This is a genomic window from Volucribacter amazonae, assembly GCF_029783845.1.
GTDB lineage: Bacteria > Pseudomonadota > Gammaproteobacteria > Enterobacterales > Pasteurellaceae > Volucribacter > Volucribacter amazonae.
The window spans coordinates 1,548,216-1,564,092 of record NZ_LWID01000001.1; the positions used below are offsets into that span (position 1 = coordinate 1,548,216).

The 15,877-nt window shown below is 40.3% G+C and carries 20 protein-coding genes; 14 read left to right on the forward strand and 6 right to left on the reverse strand.

What is annotated here, in order from left to right:
• The first annotated feature begins 138 nt into the window (after positions 1-138).
• From ftsB to nlpD, 8 genes are read left to right on the forward strand one after another with little or no spacing between them, the layout of a single operon-like run.
• Complete coding sequence (gene ftsB, locus A6A20_RS07370; protein WP_132690446.1) at positions 139-417, forward strand: cell division protein FtsB; 279 nt, start codon at positions 139-141, stop codon at positions 415-417.
• A 1-nt stretch (position 418) separates the two neighbouring features.
• Complete coding sequence (gene ispD, locus A6A20_RS07375; protein ID WP_279572835.1) at positions 419-1,111, forward strand: 2-C-methyl-D-erythritol 4-phosphate cytidylyltransferase; 693 nt, start codon at positions 419-421, stop codon at positions 1,109-1,111.
• 1 nt (position 1,112) lies between these two features.
• The gene (ispF, locus tag A6A20_RS07380) at positions 1,113-1,595 is read left to right on the forward strand and encodes a 2-C-methyl-D-erythritol 2,4-cyclodiphosphate synthase (protein ID WP_279572836.1); all 483 of its coding nucleotides are present in this window, start codon (positions 1,113-1,115) and stop codon (positions 1,593-1,595) included.
• On the forward strand, positions 1,589-2,599 hold the full coding sequence (gene truD / locus A6A20_RS07385) for a tRNA pseudouridine(13) synthase TruD (RefSeq protein ID WP_279572837.1): 1,011 nt from the start codon (positions 1,589-1,591) through the stop codon (positions 2,597-2,599). Before ispF ends, truD begins: the two co-directional genes overlap by 7 nt.
• On the forward strand, positions 2,599-3,339 hold the full coding sequence (surE, locus tag A6A20_RS07390) for a 5'/3'-nucleotidase SurE (RefSeq protein ID WP_132690438.1): 741 nt from the start codon (positions 2,599-2,601) through the stop codon (positions 3,337-3,339). The genes truD and surE overlap by 1 nt, the downstream gene beginning before the upstream one ends.
• Before the next feature lie 2 nt (positions 3,340-3,341).
• Positions 3,342-3,968, forward strand: a complete 627-nt coding sequence (locus A6A20_RS07395) for a protein-L-isoaspartate(D-aspartate) O-methyltransferase (RefSeq protein ID WP_279572838.1) — start codon at positions 3,342-3,344, stop codon at positions 3,966-3,968.
• Positions 3,965-4,540 carry a YqaA family protein gene (locus A6A20_RS07400; protein WP_279572839.1) on the forward strand — a complete coding sequence of 192 codons (576 nt, stop codon included), beginning with the start codon at positions 3,965-3,967 and terminating at the stop codon, positions 4,538-4,540. The genes A6A20_RS07395 and A6A20_RS07400 overlap by 4 nt, the downstream gene beginning before the upstream one ends.
• Positions 4,541-4,575: 35 nt before the next feature.
• The gene (gene nlpD, locus A6A20_RS07405; protein ID WP_279572840.1) at positions 4,576-5,736 is read left to right on the forward strand and encodes a murein hydrolase activator NlpD; all 1,161 of its coding nucleotides are present in this window, start codon (positions 4,576-4,578) and stop codon (positions 5,734-5,736) included.
• A gap of 58 nt (positions 5,737-5,794) precedes the next feature.
• On the opposite strand, the gene A6A20_RS07410 is transcribed toward nlpD, so the two are convergent.
• Entirely contained in the window at positions 5,795-8,107 is a 2,313-nt protein-coding gene (locus A6A20_RS07410; protein ID WP_279572841.1) for a Tex family protein, read from the reverse strand.
• Positions 8,108-8,216: 109 nt separating this feature from the next.
• Between A6A20_RS07410 and A6A20_RS07415 the strand changes: the two genes are divergently transcribed.
• From A6A20_RS07415 to A6A20_RS07435, 5 genes are all read left to right on the forward strand, one after another.
• Entirely contained in the window at positions 8,217-8,465 is a 249-nt protein-coding gene (locus tag A6A20_RS07415) for an FAD assembly factor SdhE (protein ID WP_279572842.1), read from the forward strand.
• Positions 8,466-8,597: 132 nt separating this feature from the next.
• Positions 8,598-9,173 (forward strand): RNA polymerase sigma factor RpoE, encoded by a 576-nt coding sequence (gene rpoE, locus A6A20_RS07420; RefSeq protein ID WP_279572843.1) that lies wholly within the window; start codon positions 8,598-8,600, stop codon positions 9,171-9,173.
• 48 nt (positions 9,174-9,221) lie between these two features.
• The gene (locus A6A20_RS07425; RefSeq protein WP_279572844.1) at positions 9,222-9,782 is read left to right on the forward strand and encodes a sigma-E factor negative regulatory protein; all 561 of its coding nucleotides are present in this window, start codon (positions 9,222-9,224) and stop codon (positions 9,780-9,782) included.
• 79 nt (positions 9,783-9,861) lie between these two features.
• The gene (rseB, locus tag A6A20_RS07430; protein ID WP_279572845.1) at positions 9,862-10,815 is read left to right on the forward strand and encodes a sigma-E factor regulatory protein RseB; all 954 of its coding nucleotides are present in this window, start codon (positions 9,862-9,864) and stop codon (positions 10,813-10,815) included.
• 14 nt (positions 10,816-10,829) lie between these two features.
• Positions 10,830-11,264: a SoxR reducing system RseC family protein gene (locus A6A20_RS07435; protein ID WP_279572846.1), complete on the forward strand. Its 435-nt coding sequence runs from the start codon at positions 10,830-10,832 to the stop codon at positions 11,262-11,264.
• A 4-nt stretch (positions 11,265-11,268) separates the two neighbouring features.
• On the opposite strand, the gene greB is transcribed toward A6A20_RS07435, so the two are convergent.
• Genes greB through envC form a run of 3 tightly spaced genes read right to left on the reverse strand, consistent with a single transcriptional unit; the run spans position 11,269 to position 13,819 of the window.
• Positions 11,269-11,745: a transcription elongation factor GreB gene (gene greB, locus A6A20_RS07440; protein ID WP_279572847.1), complete on the reverse strand. Its 477-nt coding sequence runs from the start codon at positions 11,743-11,745 to the stop codon at positions 11,269-11,271.
• Positions 11,746-11,759: 14 nt separating this feature from the next.
• Complete coding sequence (locus A6A20_RS07445) at positions 11,760-12,596, reverse strand: divergent polysaccharide deacetylase family protein (protein ID WP_279572848.1); 837 nt, start codon at positions 12,594-12,596, stop codon at positions 11,760-11,762.
• Positions 12,593-13,819 (reverse strand): murein hydrolase activator EnvC, encoded by a 1,227-nt coding sequence (gene envC, locus A6A20_RS07450; RefSeq protein WP_279572849.1) that lies wholly within the window; start codon positions 13,817-13,819, stop codon positions 12,593-12,595. The genes A6A20_RS07445 and envC overlap by 4 nt, the downstream gene beginning before the upstream one ends.
• A gap of 186 nt (positions 13,820-14,005) precedes the next feature.
• Between envC and A6A20_RS07455 the strand changes: the two genes are divergently transcribed.
• A complete protein-coding gene (locus tag A6A20_RS07455) occupies positions 14,006-14,482 on the forward strand; it encodes a low molecular weight protein-tyrosine-phosphatase (RefSeq protein WP_279572850.1) in 477 nt (158 codons plus the stop codon).
• Between the two features lie 30 nt (positions 14,483-14,512).
• Here A6A20_RS07455 and udp read toward each other — a convergent pair whose 3' ends face one another.
• Positions 14,513-15,271 carry a uridine phosphorylase gene (udp, locus tag A6A20_RS07460; RefSeq protein ID WP_279572851.1) on the reverse strand — a complete coding sequence of 253 codons (759 nt, stop codon included), beginning with the start codon at positions 15,269-15,271 and terminating at the stop codon, positions 14,513-14,515.
• A gap of 35 nt (positions 15,272-15,306) precedes the next feature.
• A complete protein-coding gene (gene asnC, locus A6A20_RS07465) occupies positions 15,307-15,759 on the reverse strand; it encodes a transcriptional regulator AsnC (protein WP_279572852.1) in 453 nt (150 codons plus the stop codon).
• Between the last annotated feature and the right edge of the window lie 118 nt (positions 15,760-15,877).

A 15,877-nucleotide genomic window follows, 5' to 3' on the forward strand; every position in this document is an offset into this window, starting at 1 on the left:
GGACTAGTTAGTCTAATGTCAAGTAAGAAAAAATAGTAATGATTTAGAGGCTATTTTTTATCCAAAAGATAAATTGCCTATTTTGTTGATTTCAAGGTAAACTATGCCACCTAGTAGAACAAAAGAAACAAGAGTGTTATGCGGTTATTGACGGTAATTTTAGCGGGGTTGTTGATTTATTTTCAGCTTAATTTTTGGTTTGGTAAGAATGGATATACCACTTATCGTGCGGTAGAAAAAGAGATTGTGGTACATAGAGCGGAAAATGAGAAATTAAGCCAGCGTAATCAATTAGTTGCTGCTGAAATTAAAGATCTCAAAGAGGGGATTGAGGCGGTAGAAGAGCGGGCAAGACTGAATTATGAGATGGTAAAACCCAATGAAACTTTTTATCGTATTGTGAAAGAAAATAAATAATATGTGTCAATCTTCAAATAAGATCTGGGCGGTAGTGCCTGCGGCGGGGATTGGTAGCCGTATGCAAGCTGAACGCCCTAAGCAATATTTAACTCTACAAGGTAAAACCATTTTAGCCCATACTTTGCAATGTTTAATTAATTATTCAGCCATTGAACGGATTGTGGTGGCGATTTCGCCAGCCGATCAAGCTTATTTAGCCCAGTTGGTGGAAGTTCAGCATAATAAGGTATGTTTGGTTAATGGTGGGCAAACAAGAGCGGATTCAGTATTGGCAGGTTTGCAACGTATTGAGCAACCTGAGCAAAGTTGGGTATTGGTGCATGATGCTGCTCGTCCTTGTTTGCGGCATGAAGATTTAGATAAATTGTTGCAGGTCAATGATGAGCATGGGGCAATTTTGGCAGTTCCTGCGGTGGATACCATTAAACGCAGTTTGGATCAGCAACGTATTCAACAAACAGAGGATCGTGGTCAGTTGTGGCTTGCTTTAACCCCTCAGTTTTTCAAAGCCGATGTGTTGATGAAGGCTTTATTACAGGCAAAGGCACAGGGGTTTAATGTTACAGATGAAGCCTCTGCAATGGAGCTGGCAGGGTATCAGCCCCGTTTGGTGGCAGGGCGAGCCGATAATATAAAGGTTACACGCCCAGAGGATTTGGCGTTAGCCGAGTTTTATTTAACGAGGAAATAAGATGATACGTATTGGACATGGTTTTGATGTGCATGCTTTTGGGCAACAGCGTCCTTTGATTATAGGTGGGGTGGAGGTGCCTTATCATACGGGATTTATTGCCCATTCTGATGGCGATGTGGCTTTGCACGCTCTGACTGATGCTTTATTGGGGGCAGTGGCATTGGGGGATATTGGTAAACTTTTTCCTGATACCGATCAACAGTTTAAGGATATTGATAGCCGTATTTTACTTAGGGAGGTTTTTGCACGAGTACGTCAGCAAGGGTATCAGATTGGGAATGTGGATTTGACCATTATTGCACAAGCACCGAAAATGCGTCCATATATTGATGCAATGCGAGCGATAATTGCGGAAGATTTGGCTTGTGATGTTGCACAAGTGAATGTTAAGGCAACCACCACTGAAAAACTAGGCTTTACGGGGCGTAGCGAGGGCATTGCTTGTGAGGCGGTGGTGTTATTGGTGAAAGCCGTATGTTAGCCTTAGCCCATTTAAAAACTTTGCCAAAACAGACCGCACTTTTGAAAGCACAATGTGAAGATTTTTGTGTGGTGGAGGAATTAGGTTACCCTCTTACTGGCGAGGGGGAATTTGTGCTATTGTGGGTGCGTAAACGTGATTGTAATACCTTGTTCGTGGCAGAGAAATTAGCCCAATTTGCGGGCATTTCCCCTCGTCAAGTGAGCTATGCGGGTTTAAAGGATCGCAAAGCGGTAACGGAGCAATGGTTTTGTTTGCATTTGCCTAAACAAACACCTGATTTTAGCCAATTTCATTTAGAGGGTGTGGAAATTTTGCAAGTGACTCGTCATCAACGCAAAATTCGTATTGGCAGTTTGGCGGGTAATCATTTTCGGCTGTTATTACGCAAAGTGGTGGAAGAGCCTGCTTTGCTTGAACGGTTACAAAATATGGCTCAACAAGGCGTGCCAAATTATTTCACAGAGCAACGTTTTGGACGTGATGGGCATAATTTAACCCAAGCCATTCGTTGGGCGAATGGTAAAATTAAGGTAAAGGATCGGCATAAACGTAGTTTTTATTTGTCGGCGGCACGCAGTGAAATATTTAATCAAATTGTTTCTGCTCGTATTGAACAAGGCTTAATTGAACAAGTGATGATGGGGGATATTGTGCAATTAAGCGGTTCGCAGAGTTGGTTTAAAATCGCCCCAGAGGAAGATTTGGCTGAGTTACAGCAACGTTTGCAACAACGGGATCTTTATTTAACTGGGGCATTAATTGGCGAGGATATTGAGAAAGCAAGTTCAGCCTTTGAACAAGAGATTATTCAGCAATATTCGGCGTTATTAACCTTAATACAACGAGAAAAAGTGAAAACCTTTCGCCGTCCGTTATTGTTATTGCCACAGCATTTCACTTGGCAATTTGTGCCAGAGGGATTGCAATTAGCCTTTTATTTGCCTGCGGGCAGTTATGCCACTGCGGTGGTGCGAGAATTAGTCAATATTGAGGAAAATTAATGCATATTTTATTAAGTAATGATGATGGTATTCATGCTGAGGGCATTCGTGTACTCGCACAGGCTTTGCGTCAGTTTGCTGAAGTAACGGTGGTCGCCCCTGATCGCAATCGTAGTGCCGCCTCTAATTCCTTGACCTTAGTTGAGCCTTTGCGTCCGCATAAATTAGATAATGGCGATTATTGTGTTAATGGTACACCTGCGGATTGTGTGCATTTGGCATTAAATGGCTTCTTAGCTGGGCGAGTTGATTTGGTGGTATCAGGCATTAATGCGGGGGCAAATTTAGGCGATGATACCCTGTATTCAGGCACCGTTGCGGCAGCAATGGAAGGACGCCATTTAGGCTTGCCTGCTATTGCGGTATCTTTAGACGGTCGTCAGCATTATGAAAGTGCGGCTCGTATTGTGAGTGATTTAATTCCTAAATTGCATCACCAATTACTTGAGGGACGGCGTGAAATTATTAATATTAATGTGCCTGATTTGCCTTATGAACAAATTAAAGGCTTAAAAGTGTGCCATTTAGGGTATCGCGAATCTGCCGCTGAAGTGATTTCTCAACAAGATCCACGTAATGAGCGGATTTATTGGATTGGCCCAAGTGGTTTGCCTGAATATGCTAGCGAGGGGACAGATTTTCACGCCGTACAACAAGGTTATGTGGCAATTACACCATTGCAAGCGGATATGACCGCACATCATTCTTTAGCCTTATTACAAAAATGGGTGGATAATTAATTATGCCGACACCAGAACAGCGAAAATTGGTGCAACAGTTATATCAGCAAGGTATTACTGATGAACGTGTGTTGCAAGCCATTTACGAAACACCTCGTCCGCATTTTGTTGATGAGGCGTTTGCACATCGTTGTTATGAAGATATTGTGCCGATTTCAGAGGGACAAACCTTAACCCACCCTTATACCTCTGCACGAATGACCGAATTATTACAGATTGAACCGCATCATCATATTTTGGAAATCGGCACTGGCAGCGGTTATCAAACGGCAGTGTTAGCCAAATTAGCTGACAAAGTATTTAGTGTGGAACGGATAAAAAAGTTACAATGGCAAGCCATACGCCGTCTTAAACAATTAGATTTATATAATATTCAATTTAAGCATGATGATGGTTGGCAAGGGTGGCAAGCCAAAGCCCCTTTTGACGGTATTATCGTTACTGCTGCTCCTGAAACTGTGCCTATTGCATTATTGCACCAGTTAAAGGACAATGGGCGGCTAATTATTCCTGTGGGTAATGAACATCAGCAGGTTTTACAGCGTATTACTCGTTGTGGCTCGGAATATTATGTAGAGAACATTGAACAAGCAAAATTTGTTCCCTTAGTAGAAGGAGAAATTATTTGAATATTTTTGGTGCGATGTATGATAAAACCATGCAATGGTCAAAACACCGCTTTGCCCCTTTTTGGTTATCTTTTGTTAGTTTTATTGAGGCGATATTTTTCCCTATTCCGCCTGATGTCATGCTTATTCCTATGTCAATGTCTAAACCTAAAAAGGCTTGGCATTATGCGTTATATACAACCATTGCCTCGGCATTAGGGGGAGCAGTAGGTTATGCCATTGGTTATTATGCCTTTGATTTTGTGCATCATTATGTGGTGCAATGGGGTTATGAAGCCCATTGGGCAACCGCAATGTCGTGGTTTGAACGTTGGGGGGTATTAATTGTTTTTGTGGCAGGTTTCTCGCCTATTCCTTATAAAGTGTTTACCATTTGTGCTGGTGTGATGCAAATGGCATTTTTACCTTTTATCCTCACCGCTTTTGTTTCTCGTGCTGCTCGATTTATCTTAGTGGCGAAATTAGCTGCTTGGGGCGGACAACGTTTTGCAGCACAATTACGCCGTTATATTGAAATTATTGGCTGGTCGGTAGTGGTTTTGGCTGTGATTGCCTATTTATTGTTACGTTAATATGATTTAATTCTGTTTTAGAAAAGGATATGTGAATGAAAAAATCGTTTTTATTATTGCCTTTAGCGAGCTTGGTGCTTACCGCTTGTAGTTCCAGTACCCCTGCCCCCGTAGAAAATGCAGACGGTACGTTAACCCCGGGTATTATGCAACCCATTGAATCCACAGGGGCGACAAGTGGGGCTTGGGAGCCTGAAATTCAGCAACAAAGTATGCCGACCAATATGCAAGCACCTGTTAATCAATCCTCAAACACGCCAAACTATACTCAACCTGTTGCGCAACAGGTATCAAGTACAGTACAACAAAATACTGCAACACAGGTATCTCAAGATTTTACCATTCCTCGTAATGCTCAAACGAACGCACCAGATTACAGCAAAATAGACAAAGGTTTTTATAAAGGCGAAACCTATCAAGTGCGTAAAGGCGATACTATGTTTTTAATCGCCTATATTTCAGGTTTAGATGTAAAAGAACTTGCGGCATTAAATAATATGAGCGAGCCTTACCAATTAAGCATTGGACAAGTGTTAAGAGTATCCAATGGTAACAATAATGTTACTCCAACAGCAAACCAAACTGTAGCGAATAATACGGCAACAGCCCAGGCTGTGAATGAACCTGCGGTAACCTATACACCAGCGGCAAATGGTACACAATATGGTTCTGATGGTACGATTATTGGCCCAGTCAAAGCCACCGCAAGTACCAATGCCCCAGCGAAATCTACCGGCGTATCAACCCCTAATCCAACGCCAATTACCACACCGACTACCACTACAACTATTGCAAATACCGCCCCAGCGGTAACCCCAACTAGCAATATTGCGTGGCGTTGGCCAGCAAATGGCAAAATTATCCAAGGTTTCTCAAGCTCTGACGGTGGTAATAAAGGCATTGATATTGGTGGTTCAAGAGGACAAGCGGTAAATGCCGCCGCCGCAGGTACGGTAGTCTATGCAGGAAATGCTTTGCGTGGTTATGGCAACCTTATCATTATTAAACATAACGATGATTATCTCAGTGCTTATGCCCACAATGAAAGCATTTTAGTCAAGGAACAACAAACCGTTTCCGCTGGGCAACAAATCGCCAAAATGGGAAGCTCTGGTACAAATGAAGTTAAACTGCATTTTGAAATCCGTTACCGCGGAAAATCCGTTGATCCAGTGCGTTATTTGCCGAAGAGATAAAGAAACAAAAAAGGAACACAAAATAGATTGTGTTCCTTTTGCATTTTTAACGATTTTTTTACCGTTTCCAATTCTTCAACGCATCTGCAAAGGCGTTACCCATTGCTGAATTTTGGGTTTTATGGTTTTGCTGACGAGTAGGTTTAGCTGATTTTGTTGCTGAAGTGCGGTCAGTTTTAGCATTATTTTTTTCGCCAATATTTTCATCTAATCGCATTGTTAAAGCGATACGTTTGCGCGCTATATCTACTTCCAGCACTTTCACTTTAACAATATCGCCTGTTTTGACCACTTGATGGGGATCATCAACAAATTTATCGCTTAATGAAGAAATATGCACTAAGCCATCTTGGTGAACGCCAATATCCACGAACGCTCCAAAGTTGGTTACATTGGTAATCGTGCCTTCCAAAATCATACCTGCTTTGAGATCATCAATATTTTCTACGCCGTCCATAAAGGTGGCGGTTTTAAATTCTCCACGCGGATCTCGTCCGGGTTTTTCTAGCTCTTTGAAAATATCTTGTACGGTAGGTAAACCAAATTGTTGGTCAGTAAATTGTTTGGCATCAAGTTGGCGAATAACACTGGTATTACCCATTAACTGTTGAATAGATTGGGCGGTAGCTTGTAAGATTTTTTCTACCACAGGGTAGGCTTCTGGGTGGACACCAGAAGCATCGAGTGGATTGTTACCTTGGGCAATACGCATAAAGCCTGCACATTGCTCAAAGGCTTTTGGTCCAAGTCTTGGCACGTTTTTCAAGTCGTTACGGCTGGCAAAGCGTCCATTTTCATCACGATATGCCACAATATTTTGTGCTAAGGTTTTGGTCATACCTGCGACCCTTGCTAACAATGGTGCAGAGGCGGTATTGAGATCCACCCCAACGGCATTTACACAATCCTCAACCACCGCATCAAGTTTGCGTGCTAATTGGCTTTGATTAACGTCGTGTTGATATTGTCCAACGCCAATGGCTTTTGGTTCAATTTTGACTAATTCGGCAAGGGGATCTTGCAAACGGCGTGCAATGGATACCGCACCACGTAAAGATACGTCAAGCTCAGGAAATTCTGCGGCAGCTAATTCGGAGGCGGAATAGACGGAAGCGCCAGCCTCGCTAACCACTACTGTTTGCGGTTTGTTTTCGCCACATTGTTTGACGACCTCTTTGGCAAATCGCTCTGTTTCTCGAGAGGCAGTACCATTACCAATGGCAATAAGCTCTACTTGATGGGTTTTGATCAAGTTAAATAAACTGAGCATTGCTTTTTGTTCTTGCCCTGTGTGGGGATAAATAGTGTCGGTTGCCAGTAATTTGCCTGTGTTATCCACAACAGCCACTTTTACCCCTGTGCGTAACCCGGGATCAAGTCCAATGGTGGTTTTTGCTCCAGCAGGGGCTGCCATTAATAAGGCACTGAGATTGCGGGCAAAAACATTAATTGCCTCTTCTTCCGCTTTTTCTCGTAATGCGGTCATTAATTCTGTTTCTAAATGCAGGGAAATTTTAATTTTCCACGTCCAAGCAATCACTTGTTCACGCCATTTATCCGCAGGTTGTTGCTGTAAATGGACATTGAGATGTTGGCGAATAATTTCTTCACAATAGCTATGACGATTGCTTTCATCTGCCTCAGGATCGGCGTTTAAACTTAGTTGTAAGATGCCTTCATTGCGTCCTCGTAGCATCGCCAAAGCACGATGGGAAGGCACTTGACGTAATAATTCTTGGTGATCAAAATAATCTTGGAATTTTGCCCCATCATTTTCTTTGCCAGCAATGACTTTAGATACCAATAAGGCATTTTGTTGTAAATATTGACGAATTTTCGCTAATAATTCCGCTTCTTCGGCAAAGCGTTCCATTAAAATATAACGCGCCCCATCTAGTACCGCTTTGCTGTCAGCAAAACCTTGTTCTGCGTTAAGATAATCTGTGGCAGCAAGCTCAGGATCGGTTTGTGGATTTTGCCATAATAAATCCGCAAGAGGTTCAAGTCCTGCTTCAATAGCAATTTGCCCTTTGGTACGCCGTTTCGGTTTATAAGGCAAATAAAGATCTTCAAGTTCGGTTTTACTTTGGCAAGCGAGGATTTTTTGGTGCAAAGGTTCAGTTAATTTGCCTTGTTCATCAATGGACTTCAAAATAGTTTGGCGGCGATCTTCTAATTCACGCAAATAGGTTAAACGGGTTTCAAAATGGCGTAGTTGGCTATCATCAAGCCCCCCTGTTACCTCTTTACGGTAACGTGCAATAAAAGGAATGGTATTACCGTCATCAAGTAAGCCTATGGCAGCGAGAATTTGTTGAGGTTGTACCGCTAATTCGGCGGCGATAATTTGGCTGATTTGTTGATTTAACATAAGTCTTATTGTGTGAGTTAAAAATTGCCAATAGGATACTTGTTTTAACCAGTAGGCTCAAATTTTTATGCTAGAATAGCCTGTAATTATGCAAATGTTAGGTTAAATTATGTGCAAATATAATAAATTAAGAATTGAGTGGGATTGTCGGCGTGGTATGTTGGAGCTAGACAATATTATTATGCCTTTTTATCAACAACATTTTGACCATTTAACAGATCAACAAAAAGAGATTTTTATTCGTTTATTGGCTTGTTCTGATTTGGAGCTATTTTCTTGGTTATTTAAAGGCTCTCAACCGCAAGACCTTGAATTGCGTGAGATGATCACCCATATTCAACAAACATTAACAAAATAAATTATCAACGTCATCTTTACAAAAAAAGATTGAACTTTTTTTTGATTATTCGCTCTAACTCAACGTACAAGCTTGCTGTCTTTGATATTGAAGATTGTTAGAGAGAAACAGATTTAGGGAGATTCACTGTTCATGAGTGAACAGCTAACAGATCAAGCTTTGGTAGAAAGAGTACAGCAGGGAGATAAAAAAGCCTTTAATTTATTGGTATCTCGTTATCAGAATAAACTGGCTGGACTGCTGAGTCGCTATGTATCTGCTAATGATATACCTGATGTAGTGCAGGAATCCTTTATAAAAGCGTACCGCTCTTTGGATTCTTTTCGTGGCGAAAGTGCTTTCTATACATGGCTTTATAGAATTGCGGTCAATACTGCTAAAAATTATTTAACGGCACAAGGTCGCCGTCCGCCTAAGGAAGATATTTTAGCGGAAGAGGCGGAAAGTTATGAAGTGGGTAGCCATTTACGTGATGTAGAAACGCCAGAAAACTTGATGTTGTCAGCAGAGTTAAAGCAAACCGTATTTGATACCATTAATAGTTTGCAAGAAGAATTAAAAACGGCTATTACCTTGCGAGAAATTGAAGGTATGAGCTATGAAGAAATTGCGGAAATAATGGAATGCCCTGTCGGTACAGTGCGTTCACGCATTTTCCGAGCAAGGGAAATTATTGAAAGCAAAATCGCCCCTTTAATGCAACGCTAATTTGAAAACACAAATTGCAAAGATAAACCTGAACGTTGGAGTATGAATATGCAAAAAGAGTTACTTTCGGCCTATATGGATGGAGAACAAGTAAGTAACCAAGTGATTGATGAAATTCACCAAGATCCGCAATTACAGCAAAGTTGGCATCATTTTCATCTTGTCCGTTCTGTTATGCGTCAGGAAACCAGTGAGGTTATTTTAGGACAGGATTTTACTGCTAAAATGGCATCAATTATTGAACAGGAAGTCAGTTATCAAGAACAACCGACGGTTGCAGAAGTGGAAAAATCACCATTTGTGCAAAAATTACGTCGTTTGTTTATGCCGATGACACAAGTGGCGGTAGCAGCTGGCGTTTGTTTAGTCGCTGTATTAGGCGTGCAATCTTTTAATGGTAGTGATAATATGGCGAGTGCTGATGTGGATACCCCTGTCCTGCAAACTTTGCCTTTTAATAATAATGTGCAAGCAGTGAGTTACAACGCCCCAGCACAAGATGTTGTAACCGCAGAGCAATTAGAACAAAAGAGTAAACGTATTGAGGCGATGTTGCAAGATTATGAATTGCAACGCCGAGTTAATAGCCATTCGGCACAGAACCAGTAAATCAATTAATGATTAGCGTTTGAACAAAAATTAAGGGGAAAAGTGAAGGCTTTTCCCTTTCTAATATTGAAATCCGTATATGAAAAAAACATTATTAAAATTGACCGCACTTTTGGCTACCTTGGGTTATACCTTGCCTATTTGGGCTGATGAACAGGCACAAGCATTATTAATGGAAATGTCCCAAGCTACGCAACAAGGCAATTATGACTTATCTTTTATTGCTATTAATCCCCTTGATACCATATCTTTACGTTATCGGCATATTAAAGAGGATAATAAAACTTATGCTCAATTATTAAGTTTAGATAATAGCCCACAAGAAATTATTCAACGTGATGATCTTGTGAGTTATTTTGGTAATAGTTACCAACCTTTTTCTTTGTATGCGGATAATATTGTAGATAATTTGCCTAATGTTTTGCGTACCGATTTTGTGCGTTTAACGGAAAATTATGATTTTACCAATATTGGACGTAATCGTATTGCTAACCGAGTTGTGCAAACCATACGTATTCAACCTAAAGACAATTTTCGTTATCAATACGTTTTATTTATTGATGAACAAAATCATTTATTATTACGCAGTGATTTGCTTGATCGTGAGGGGAATTTATTAGAGCAATTTCGGGTGTTAAATATGTATATGCTTGATGACCCAGCCCCTTTATTGAATTATATTAATTCTGTTTATTTTCCGCCAAGCATCAATCAAAAGGACGAACAAGTCACAACCTTAGCGATGAATTGGTCGCCAAGTTGGGTACCAAAGGGTTTTACTCGGATTAAAACCGCACGTCAACAAGTTGATAATGTACTCATTGAAAGTCAATCTTATAGCGATCAGCTATTTTCGTTTAGTTTGTATGTTTCCGATAGTGCTTTGCCTGAAAGCCAAGAAATGGTTTGGAAACAAGGGGCTTACACGATTTATAGTGAAAGCATTAATAATAAAGAAGTTACGCTTATTGGACAAATTCCGCTTACCACTGCAAAACGTATTGTTCAAGACGTTCAATTTCATTCAAAATAAGGATAAGGGATTGTATGCTGACAGAAAACGCTGTTGTATTAAGTTATTGTAATGGCATTGCGAAAGTGCAATGTGAAAGCCAATCTGCTTGTGGCAGTTGTGCAGCGAAACAGGGGTGTGGAACTTCAGTGCTTTCTGAATTAGCAGGAGAAAAGGGAAAACATATATTGACGGTGGAAAGCCTAATTCCCCTCAAGGCAGGGCAAATTGTGCAAATTGGCTTAGCAGAAAAATCGCTGATTTTCACCGCACTTTTAATGTATATGGTGCCATTAATCAGTATCTTATTGACGACTTTTATTACAGAAAATCTTTTTGTCAATGAATTAACAAGGGCGACGCTTATTTTTCTGACTACCGCACTGAGTTTTTTATTGGTACGCCGATACAGCAAACAGCTTAATCAACAACGGGCTTATCAACCTGTTTTGTTGAGGGTTATTGGCTAAGTGTTTATTCCTGATACCAAATCCGATTAATATATAAGGTATTTAAGCCTGACGGTGTTTGCACCTTAATTTCATCGTCAATTTGTTTACCAATCAATGCTCTAGCCACAGGCGAATCAATGGAGATCCAATTTTTAGCAGGATCAAATTCATCACAACCAACTATACGATATTGTTTTATTTCCCCTTGTTGATTTTCTACTTCTACCCAAGCACCAAAAAAGACCTTGCCTTCCTGACGAGGGTGGTAATCCACAATTTGTAATACTTCCAAGCGTTTCATTAAAAAACGGACACGCCGATCAATTTCGCGTAAACGCCGTTTTCCATAAATATATTCGGCATTTTCACTGCGATCGCCTAATGCTGCTGCATCGGAAACCGCTTGGGTTACTTTAGGGCGTTCTTCTTTCCATAGGTATTTTAATTCCTGATCTAAGGCATTCCAGCCCGAGCGAGTAATATAGTTTGATTTTGCCATAGTGATATTGTTCTTTATTGTGGCATACCCCGTAAGCCTACTACGGGAGCAAAAGGGGCAGTAGATGTAGGGGCTGCTTGATCGCTAAATAATAAAATAAAAGGTTTGGCTGGCGTGACTTTTTCATTATGCCATAAACTGCCAATGCTAACTAATTGAATATCTGGCGGTAATTGGCGTAGCCCTGCTTGTAATACCTTGATTGTATTTGGACGAGGGTGTCCGATAACAATGGCTTTACCTTGTTTGCGTGCATATTGGATCGCACGTTGAAATTGGCGTTCTACATCGGCAAGTTGGTCGCTATCATCTAAAAAAATATCTCGATCTAGGGCGTTGATACCCCGTTGGCGAGCGATTTTACTGGCAACACTACTGCCAATGGTACGGCTATCAAGGAAAAATAAATGGTGTTGTTGTAACGCTTGCATTAAATAGTCCATTAAAGGGGCATTAGAGGTTGCCGCACTGCCTGTATGGTTATTTAAGCCTATGGCATAGGATACAATCTCTTTCGCTTTAGCGACTCGTTGTTCCACTTCGCTTTGGTTCATACCAAGATAAAGCCCACCCGGCTCTAATTTCATATTGTTTTTTGCTTGCATAGGCAGATGAATAAGAATATCTCGCCCTTGTTGGTAGGCAAGTTGATTGCGTTGTTTGGCGTAAGGAGCAGAGGGGATAATCGCCACTGAAATTTGTGGAGGTAAGGCGTAAATGGCACTGTCTTCACGTTGACGATAACCAATATCATCGATCACAATGGCTAATTTTCCTGCATAAAGTTGAGGAATAAACGTTAAGAAAAAAAAGCCAAAAGCCACCGCACTTTGTATTATTTTTTTACTCATTTTAACCAACCTATTGGATTAACAGCGTTGCCTTGACGGCGGATTTCAAAATACAAGGAGGATCGTCCTTGCCCGCCGGAACTACCTACTTCGGCAATTTTTTGCCCTGCACGAACTAGACTGCCTTCTTTGACGCTAATAGCTTGGTTATAACCATATAAGCTCATATCGCCTTTGCCATGCTCAATCACCACCACTAAACCATAGCCTTGTAACCAATTTGCCAAAATCACACGTCCATCAGCAATGGCTTTGACCGCTGTTCCTGCTTTAGCGGTAATAACAATACCTTTCCATTTTAGTTCGCCTACTTGGCTTGTGCCGTAACGATGCAAAATATTTCCAGCCACAGGAAAAGCAAATTGTTTGCGTGGCTGCCCCAGCCCACCTGCTTGACGTAATAGCTGTTGTTCTTGTGCAGTTGGTTGATAAGGACGGTTATTTTTACGCTCTTCTTCCGCCTTTTTCTTTGCATAAGCCTCACGCTCTTGCTGTTCTTGCTGGCGAGCAGCTTTTTCAGCCCGTTGAATTTGTTGTTTTAACGCATTTTCATTTGCTCTTAATTGTGCCAAGCGATTTTCATCTTGTTGCAAGGTTTTATTAAGCTGATCAAGGGTTTGTTGTCGCTCGTTTTGTGTGCGCTGTAAGGTTTGCTGTTGCTGTTTTTGCGTTGTGATTTTCTGTTGTTGTTGCTGTTTTTGTTGCTCAATAAAGGCTTTATTTTCTGATAATTGTTGTTGGGTTTGTTTTAAATCCTCAATTAAATTTATGCGAGCTTGATTAATATGCTCATAATACATTTTCATTCGATCGGCATTTTGTGCTTTTTCCGATAATAATTTTTCCAATAAAGCCGGGTTAGTGCCTGTACGGTAAGCAGAATCTAATTGTTTGGCTAATTTTTCTTTCTGTTGTTGCTGTTGCTTTTCAAGTTGTTGAATTTGTTGTTCTGTTTCTTGAATAAGTTTATTGCTTTCCCGTAATTCATTTTCTACTTGGCGTAGTTGATTAACCACTTGATTAATATGGGTTTCTTGATGTTTTAATTGTGTTTGTAATTGCTGTTGTTGTCGCTTTTGTTGAGCAATTTGTTGTTCAGTTTGTTTAATTTGCTGTTGAATTTGTGATAAATCATTGGCAAGCGAATAAGGAAAATAACCACAAGTAAATAGAAGTGCGGTGCAAATTTGTCGTGTTTTTTGTTTTGCCCAAAACCAGCTCATTGTTTTTCCTAATTTGTTGACCATTAAGTGCAACATTTCCTATCACATATCAAAAGGCTAAATATAGCATTTTTTCGTTTGATGCGAAATATTGGCGTTGGGCTAGGGTTCATAATGGGATTGTTTTATAATGTCGCCTTGTCTTATTTCAAATTAAAACAGACCATAATAAACAGGAGAGAGGATATGCAACAGATTGGGGTGTTATTTGTTTGCCTTGGGAATATTTGTCGCTCGCCAATGGCAGAATATGTTATGCGTGATAAGTTGAAAAAAGCCAAATTAGATAAATGGGTTGTGGTTGATAGTGCAGGGACTGCGGGTTATCACGATGGTGAGGATATGCACCGAGGGACAGCTAAAATATTGCGTCAATATCATATTGATAAACAGGGTTTTGTTAGCCGTAAAATTCGTTCGCAGGATTGGCAACAATTTGATTATATTATTGCTATGGACAACAGTAATTTAAGCGATTTACAACGTTTTTTCCAACCTGATAAACAAAGATTGTTTAAAATTACCGATCTTTGCCCTACTTTAGGCTATGACCATATCCCTGATCCTTGGTACACAGGGGATTTTCAGCAAACCTATGATTTGCTTAATCAATGTTGTGATGCCTTGTTAGTGAAACTGCAACAACAGTTAGGCAAAAAATGATAGAGGGCAGATAGCCCTCAATAACGATAATTAAATTAATTTTTCAGCGGCTTTGATGACAATATCAATTGCGTTTTGCTCGGTACTATGGATAAGTTGCTCATCAGGAATTTCTTGCTGGCTACGATTGACGATTACTCCCGCTATCATACCTGCTTTTAATCCAAGTGCTGAGCACATAGTAAATAAAGTAGCAGATTCCATTTCAAAATTCAGCACATTCAATTCTTGCCATTGTTTTAAGCTACCTTGATAATCTCGCCAAATTTTACCGCTATAAGTATCATAACGCTCTTGCCCTGGGTAAAAAGTATCGGAAGAAGCGGTAATTCCAACATAAGTGGCTTGTTTGGCATATTTTTGTGAAACATTATACAAAGCGGAAGTGCAGCTAAAATCCGCTACGGCAGGGTAAGCTAATGGGGCAAAATGTAAACTTGCGCCATCAAGGCGAACAGCACCAGTGGTAATAATGGTATCACCGACATTAATATGTGGTTGGATTGCACCTGTTGTACCAATTCGTAAAAAGGTGCGAATTCCTAATTGGGCAAGTTCTTCTACAGCAATGGAAACGGACGGTCCTCCGATCCCCGTAGAACAAACAATAACCGCTTTACCATTAAGGTAGCCTAACCAAGAAGTAAATTCTCTGGTTGCCGCAAGAAATCTAGGTTGATCGAGTTGTTTAGCAATACGTTCAACACGTTCAGGGGCACCGGGTACAATGGCTAATTTTGCATTATCTAGCATTGCCTTCGTTAAGCCTAGATGAAATACCTCAGACATATTGCCTCCTTAAATATATGTTAATTAAATTGGCATTACGGTTTAATATCCCGCTTAATCGGATTTTGCATAGAAATTAAGGTTTCGGTAGATTGAATTTCATCAATCAACTGAATTTTCGTTACCAGTACGTTATGCAATTCTTCAATAGTATGAGTCATTACCTTAATGAAAATGGAATAATTCCCTGTGGTATAATAAGCCTCCACCACTTCATCAAAGGTTTCTAACTGTCTAATCACTTTTTCGTAGTCTTTAGCACTTTTTAGGATAATGCCGATAAAACAGCACACGTCATAGCCGAGTTTACGCTCATTAATGCGGATTTTTGTGCCTTCAATGATATTGGCTTGACGCATTTTCTCTACTCGTACATGGATTGTTCCGGGGCTAACGCCAAAATTTTTCGCCATTTCGGCATAAGGGGTACGAGCATCTTTGGTTAATACGCGTAGTATATTCTGATCTAAATTATCAATTTGGTGCATAGTTTTGCTCCGTTTTTATATTTTTTATGAAATAAGCCTGTCTTTATTATATATTATCTATATCGTTTGCAAATTATTCTTAAATATATTGAATTAGATGAATATATTATTGAATAAT

Coding starts and splice junctions, on each gene's coding strand:
- ftsB (WP_132690446.1), top strand. CDS start 139: ATGCGGTTATTGACGGTAATTTTAGCGGGGTTGTTGATTTATTTTCAG.
- ispD (WP_279572835.1), top strand. CDS start 419: ATGTGTCAATCTTCAAATAAGATCTGGGCGGTAGTGCCTGCGGCGGGG.
- ispF (WP_279572836.1), top strand. CDS start 1,113: ATGATACGTATTGGACATGGTTTTGATGTGCATGCTTTTGGGCAACAG.
- truD (WP_279572837.1), top strand. CDS start 1,589: ATGTTAGCCTTAGCCCATTTAAAAACTTTGCCAAAACAGACCGCACTT.
- surE (WP_132690438.1), top strand. CDS start 2,599: ATGCATATTTTATTAAGTAATGATGATGGTATTCATGCTGAGGGCATT.
- A6A20_RS07395 (WP_279572838.1), top strand. CDS start 3,342: ATGCCGACACCAGAACAGCGAAAATTGGTGCAACAGTTATATCAGCAA.
- nlpD (WP_279572840.1), top strand. CDS start 4,576: ATGAAAAAATCGTTTTTATTATTGCCTTTAGCGAGCTTGGTGCTTACC.
- A6A20_RS07410 (WP_279572841.1), bottom strand. CDS start 8,107: ATGTTAAATCAACAAATCAGCCAAATTATCGCCGCCGAATTAGCGGTA.
- A6A20_RS07415 (WP_279572842.1), top strand. CDS start 8,217: ATGTGCAAATATAATAAATTAAGAATTGAGTGGGATTGTCGGCGTGGT.
- rpoE (WP_279572843.1), top strand. CDS start 8,598: ATGAGTGAACAGCTAACAGATCAAGCTTTGGTAGAAAGAGTACAGCAG.
- A6A20_RS07425 (WP_279572844.1), top strand. CDS start 9,222: ATGCAAAAAGAGTTACTTTCGGCCTATATGGATGGAGAACAAGTAAGT.
- rseB (WP_279572845.1), top strand. CDS start 9,862: ATGAAAAAAACATTATTAAAATTGACCGCACTTTTGGCTACCTTGGGT.
- A6A20_RS07435 (WP_279572846.1), top strand. CDS start 10,830: ATGCTGACAGAAAACGCTGTTGTATTAAGTTATTGTAATGGCATTGCG.
- greB (WP_279572847.1), bottom strand. CDS start 11,745: ATGGCAAAATCAAACTATATTACTCGCTCGGGCTGGAATGCCTTAGAT.
- A6A20_RS07445 (WP_279572848.1), bottom strand. CDS start 12,596: ATGAGTAAAAAAATAATACAAAGTGCGGTGGCTTTTGGCTTTTTTTTC.
- envC (WP_279572849.1), bottom strand. CDS start 13,819: ATGAGCTGGTTTTGGGCAAAACAAAAAACACGACAAATTTGCACCGCA.
- A6A20_RS07455 (WP_279572850.1), top strand. CDS start 14,006: ATGCAACAGATTGGGGTGTTATTTGTTTGCCTTGGGAATATTTGTCGC.
- udp (WP_279572851.1), bottom strand. CDS start 15,271: ATGTCTGAGGTATTTCATCTAGGCTTAACGAAGGCAATGCTAGATAAT.
- asnC (WP_279572852.1), bottom strand. CDS start 15,759: ATGCACCAAATTGATAATTTAGATCAGAATATACTACGCGTATTAACC.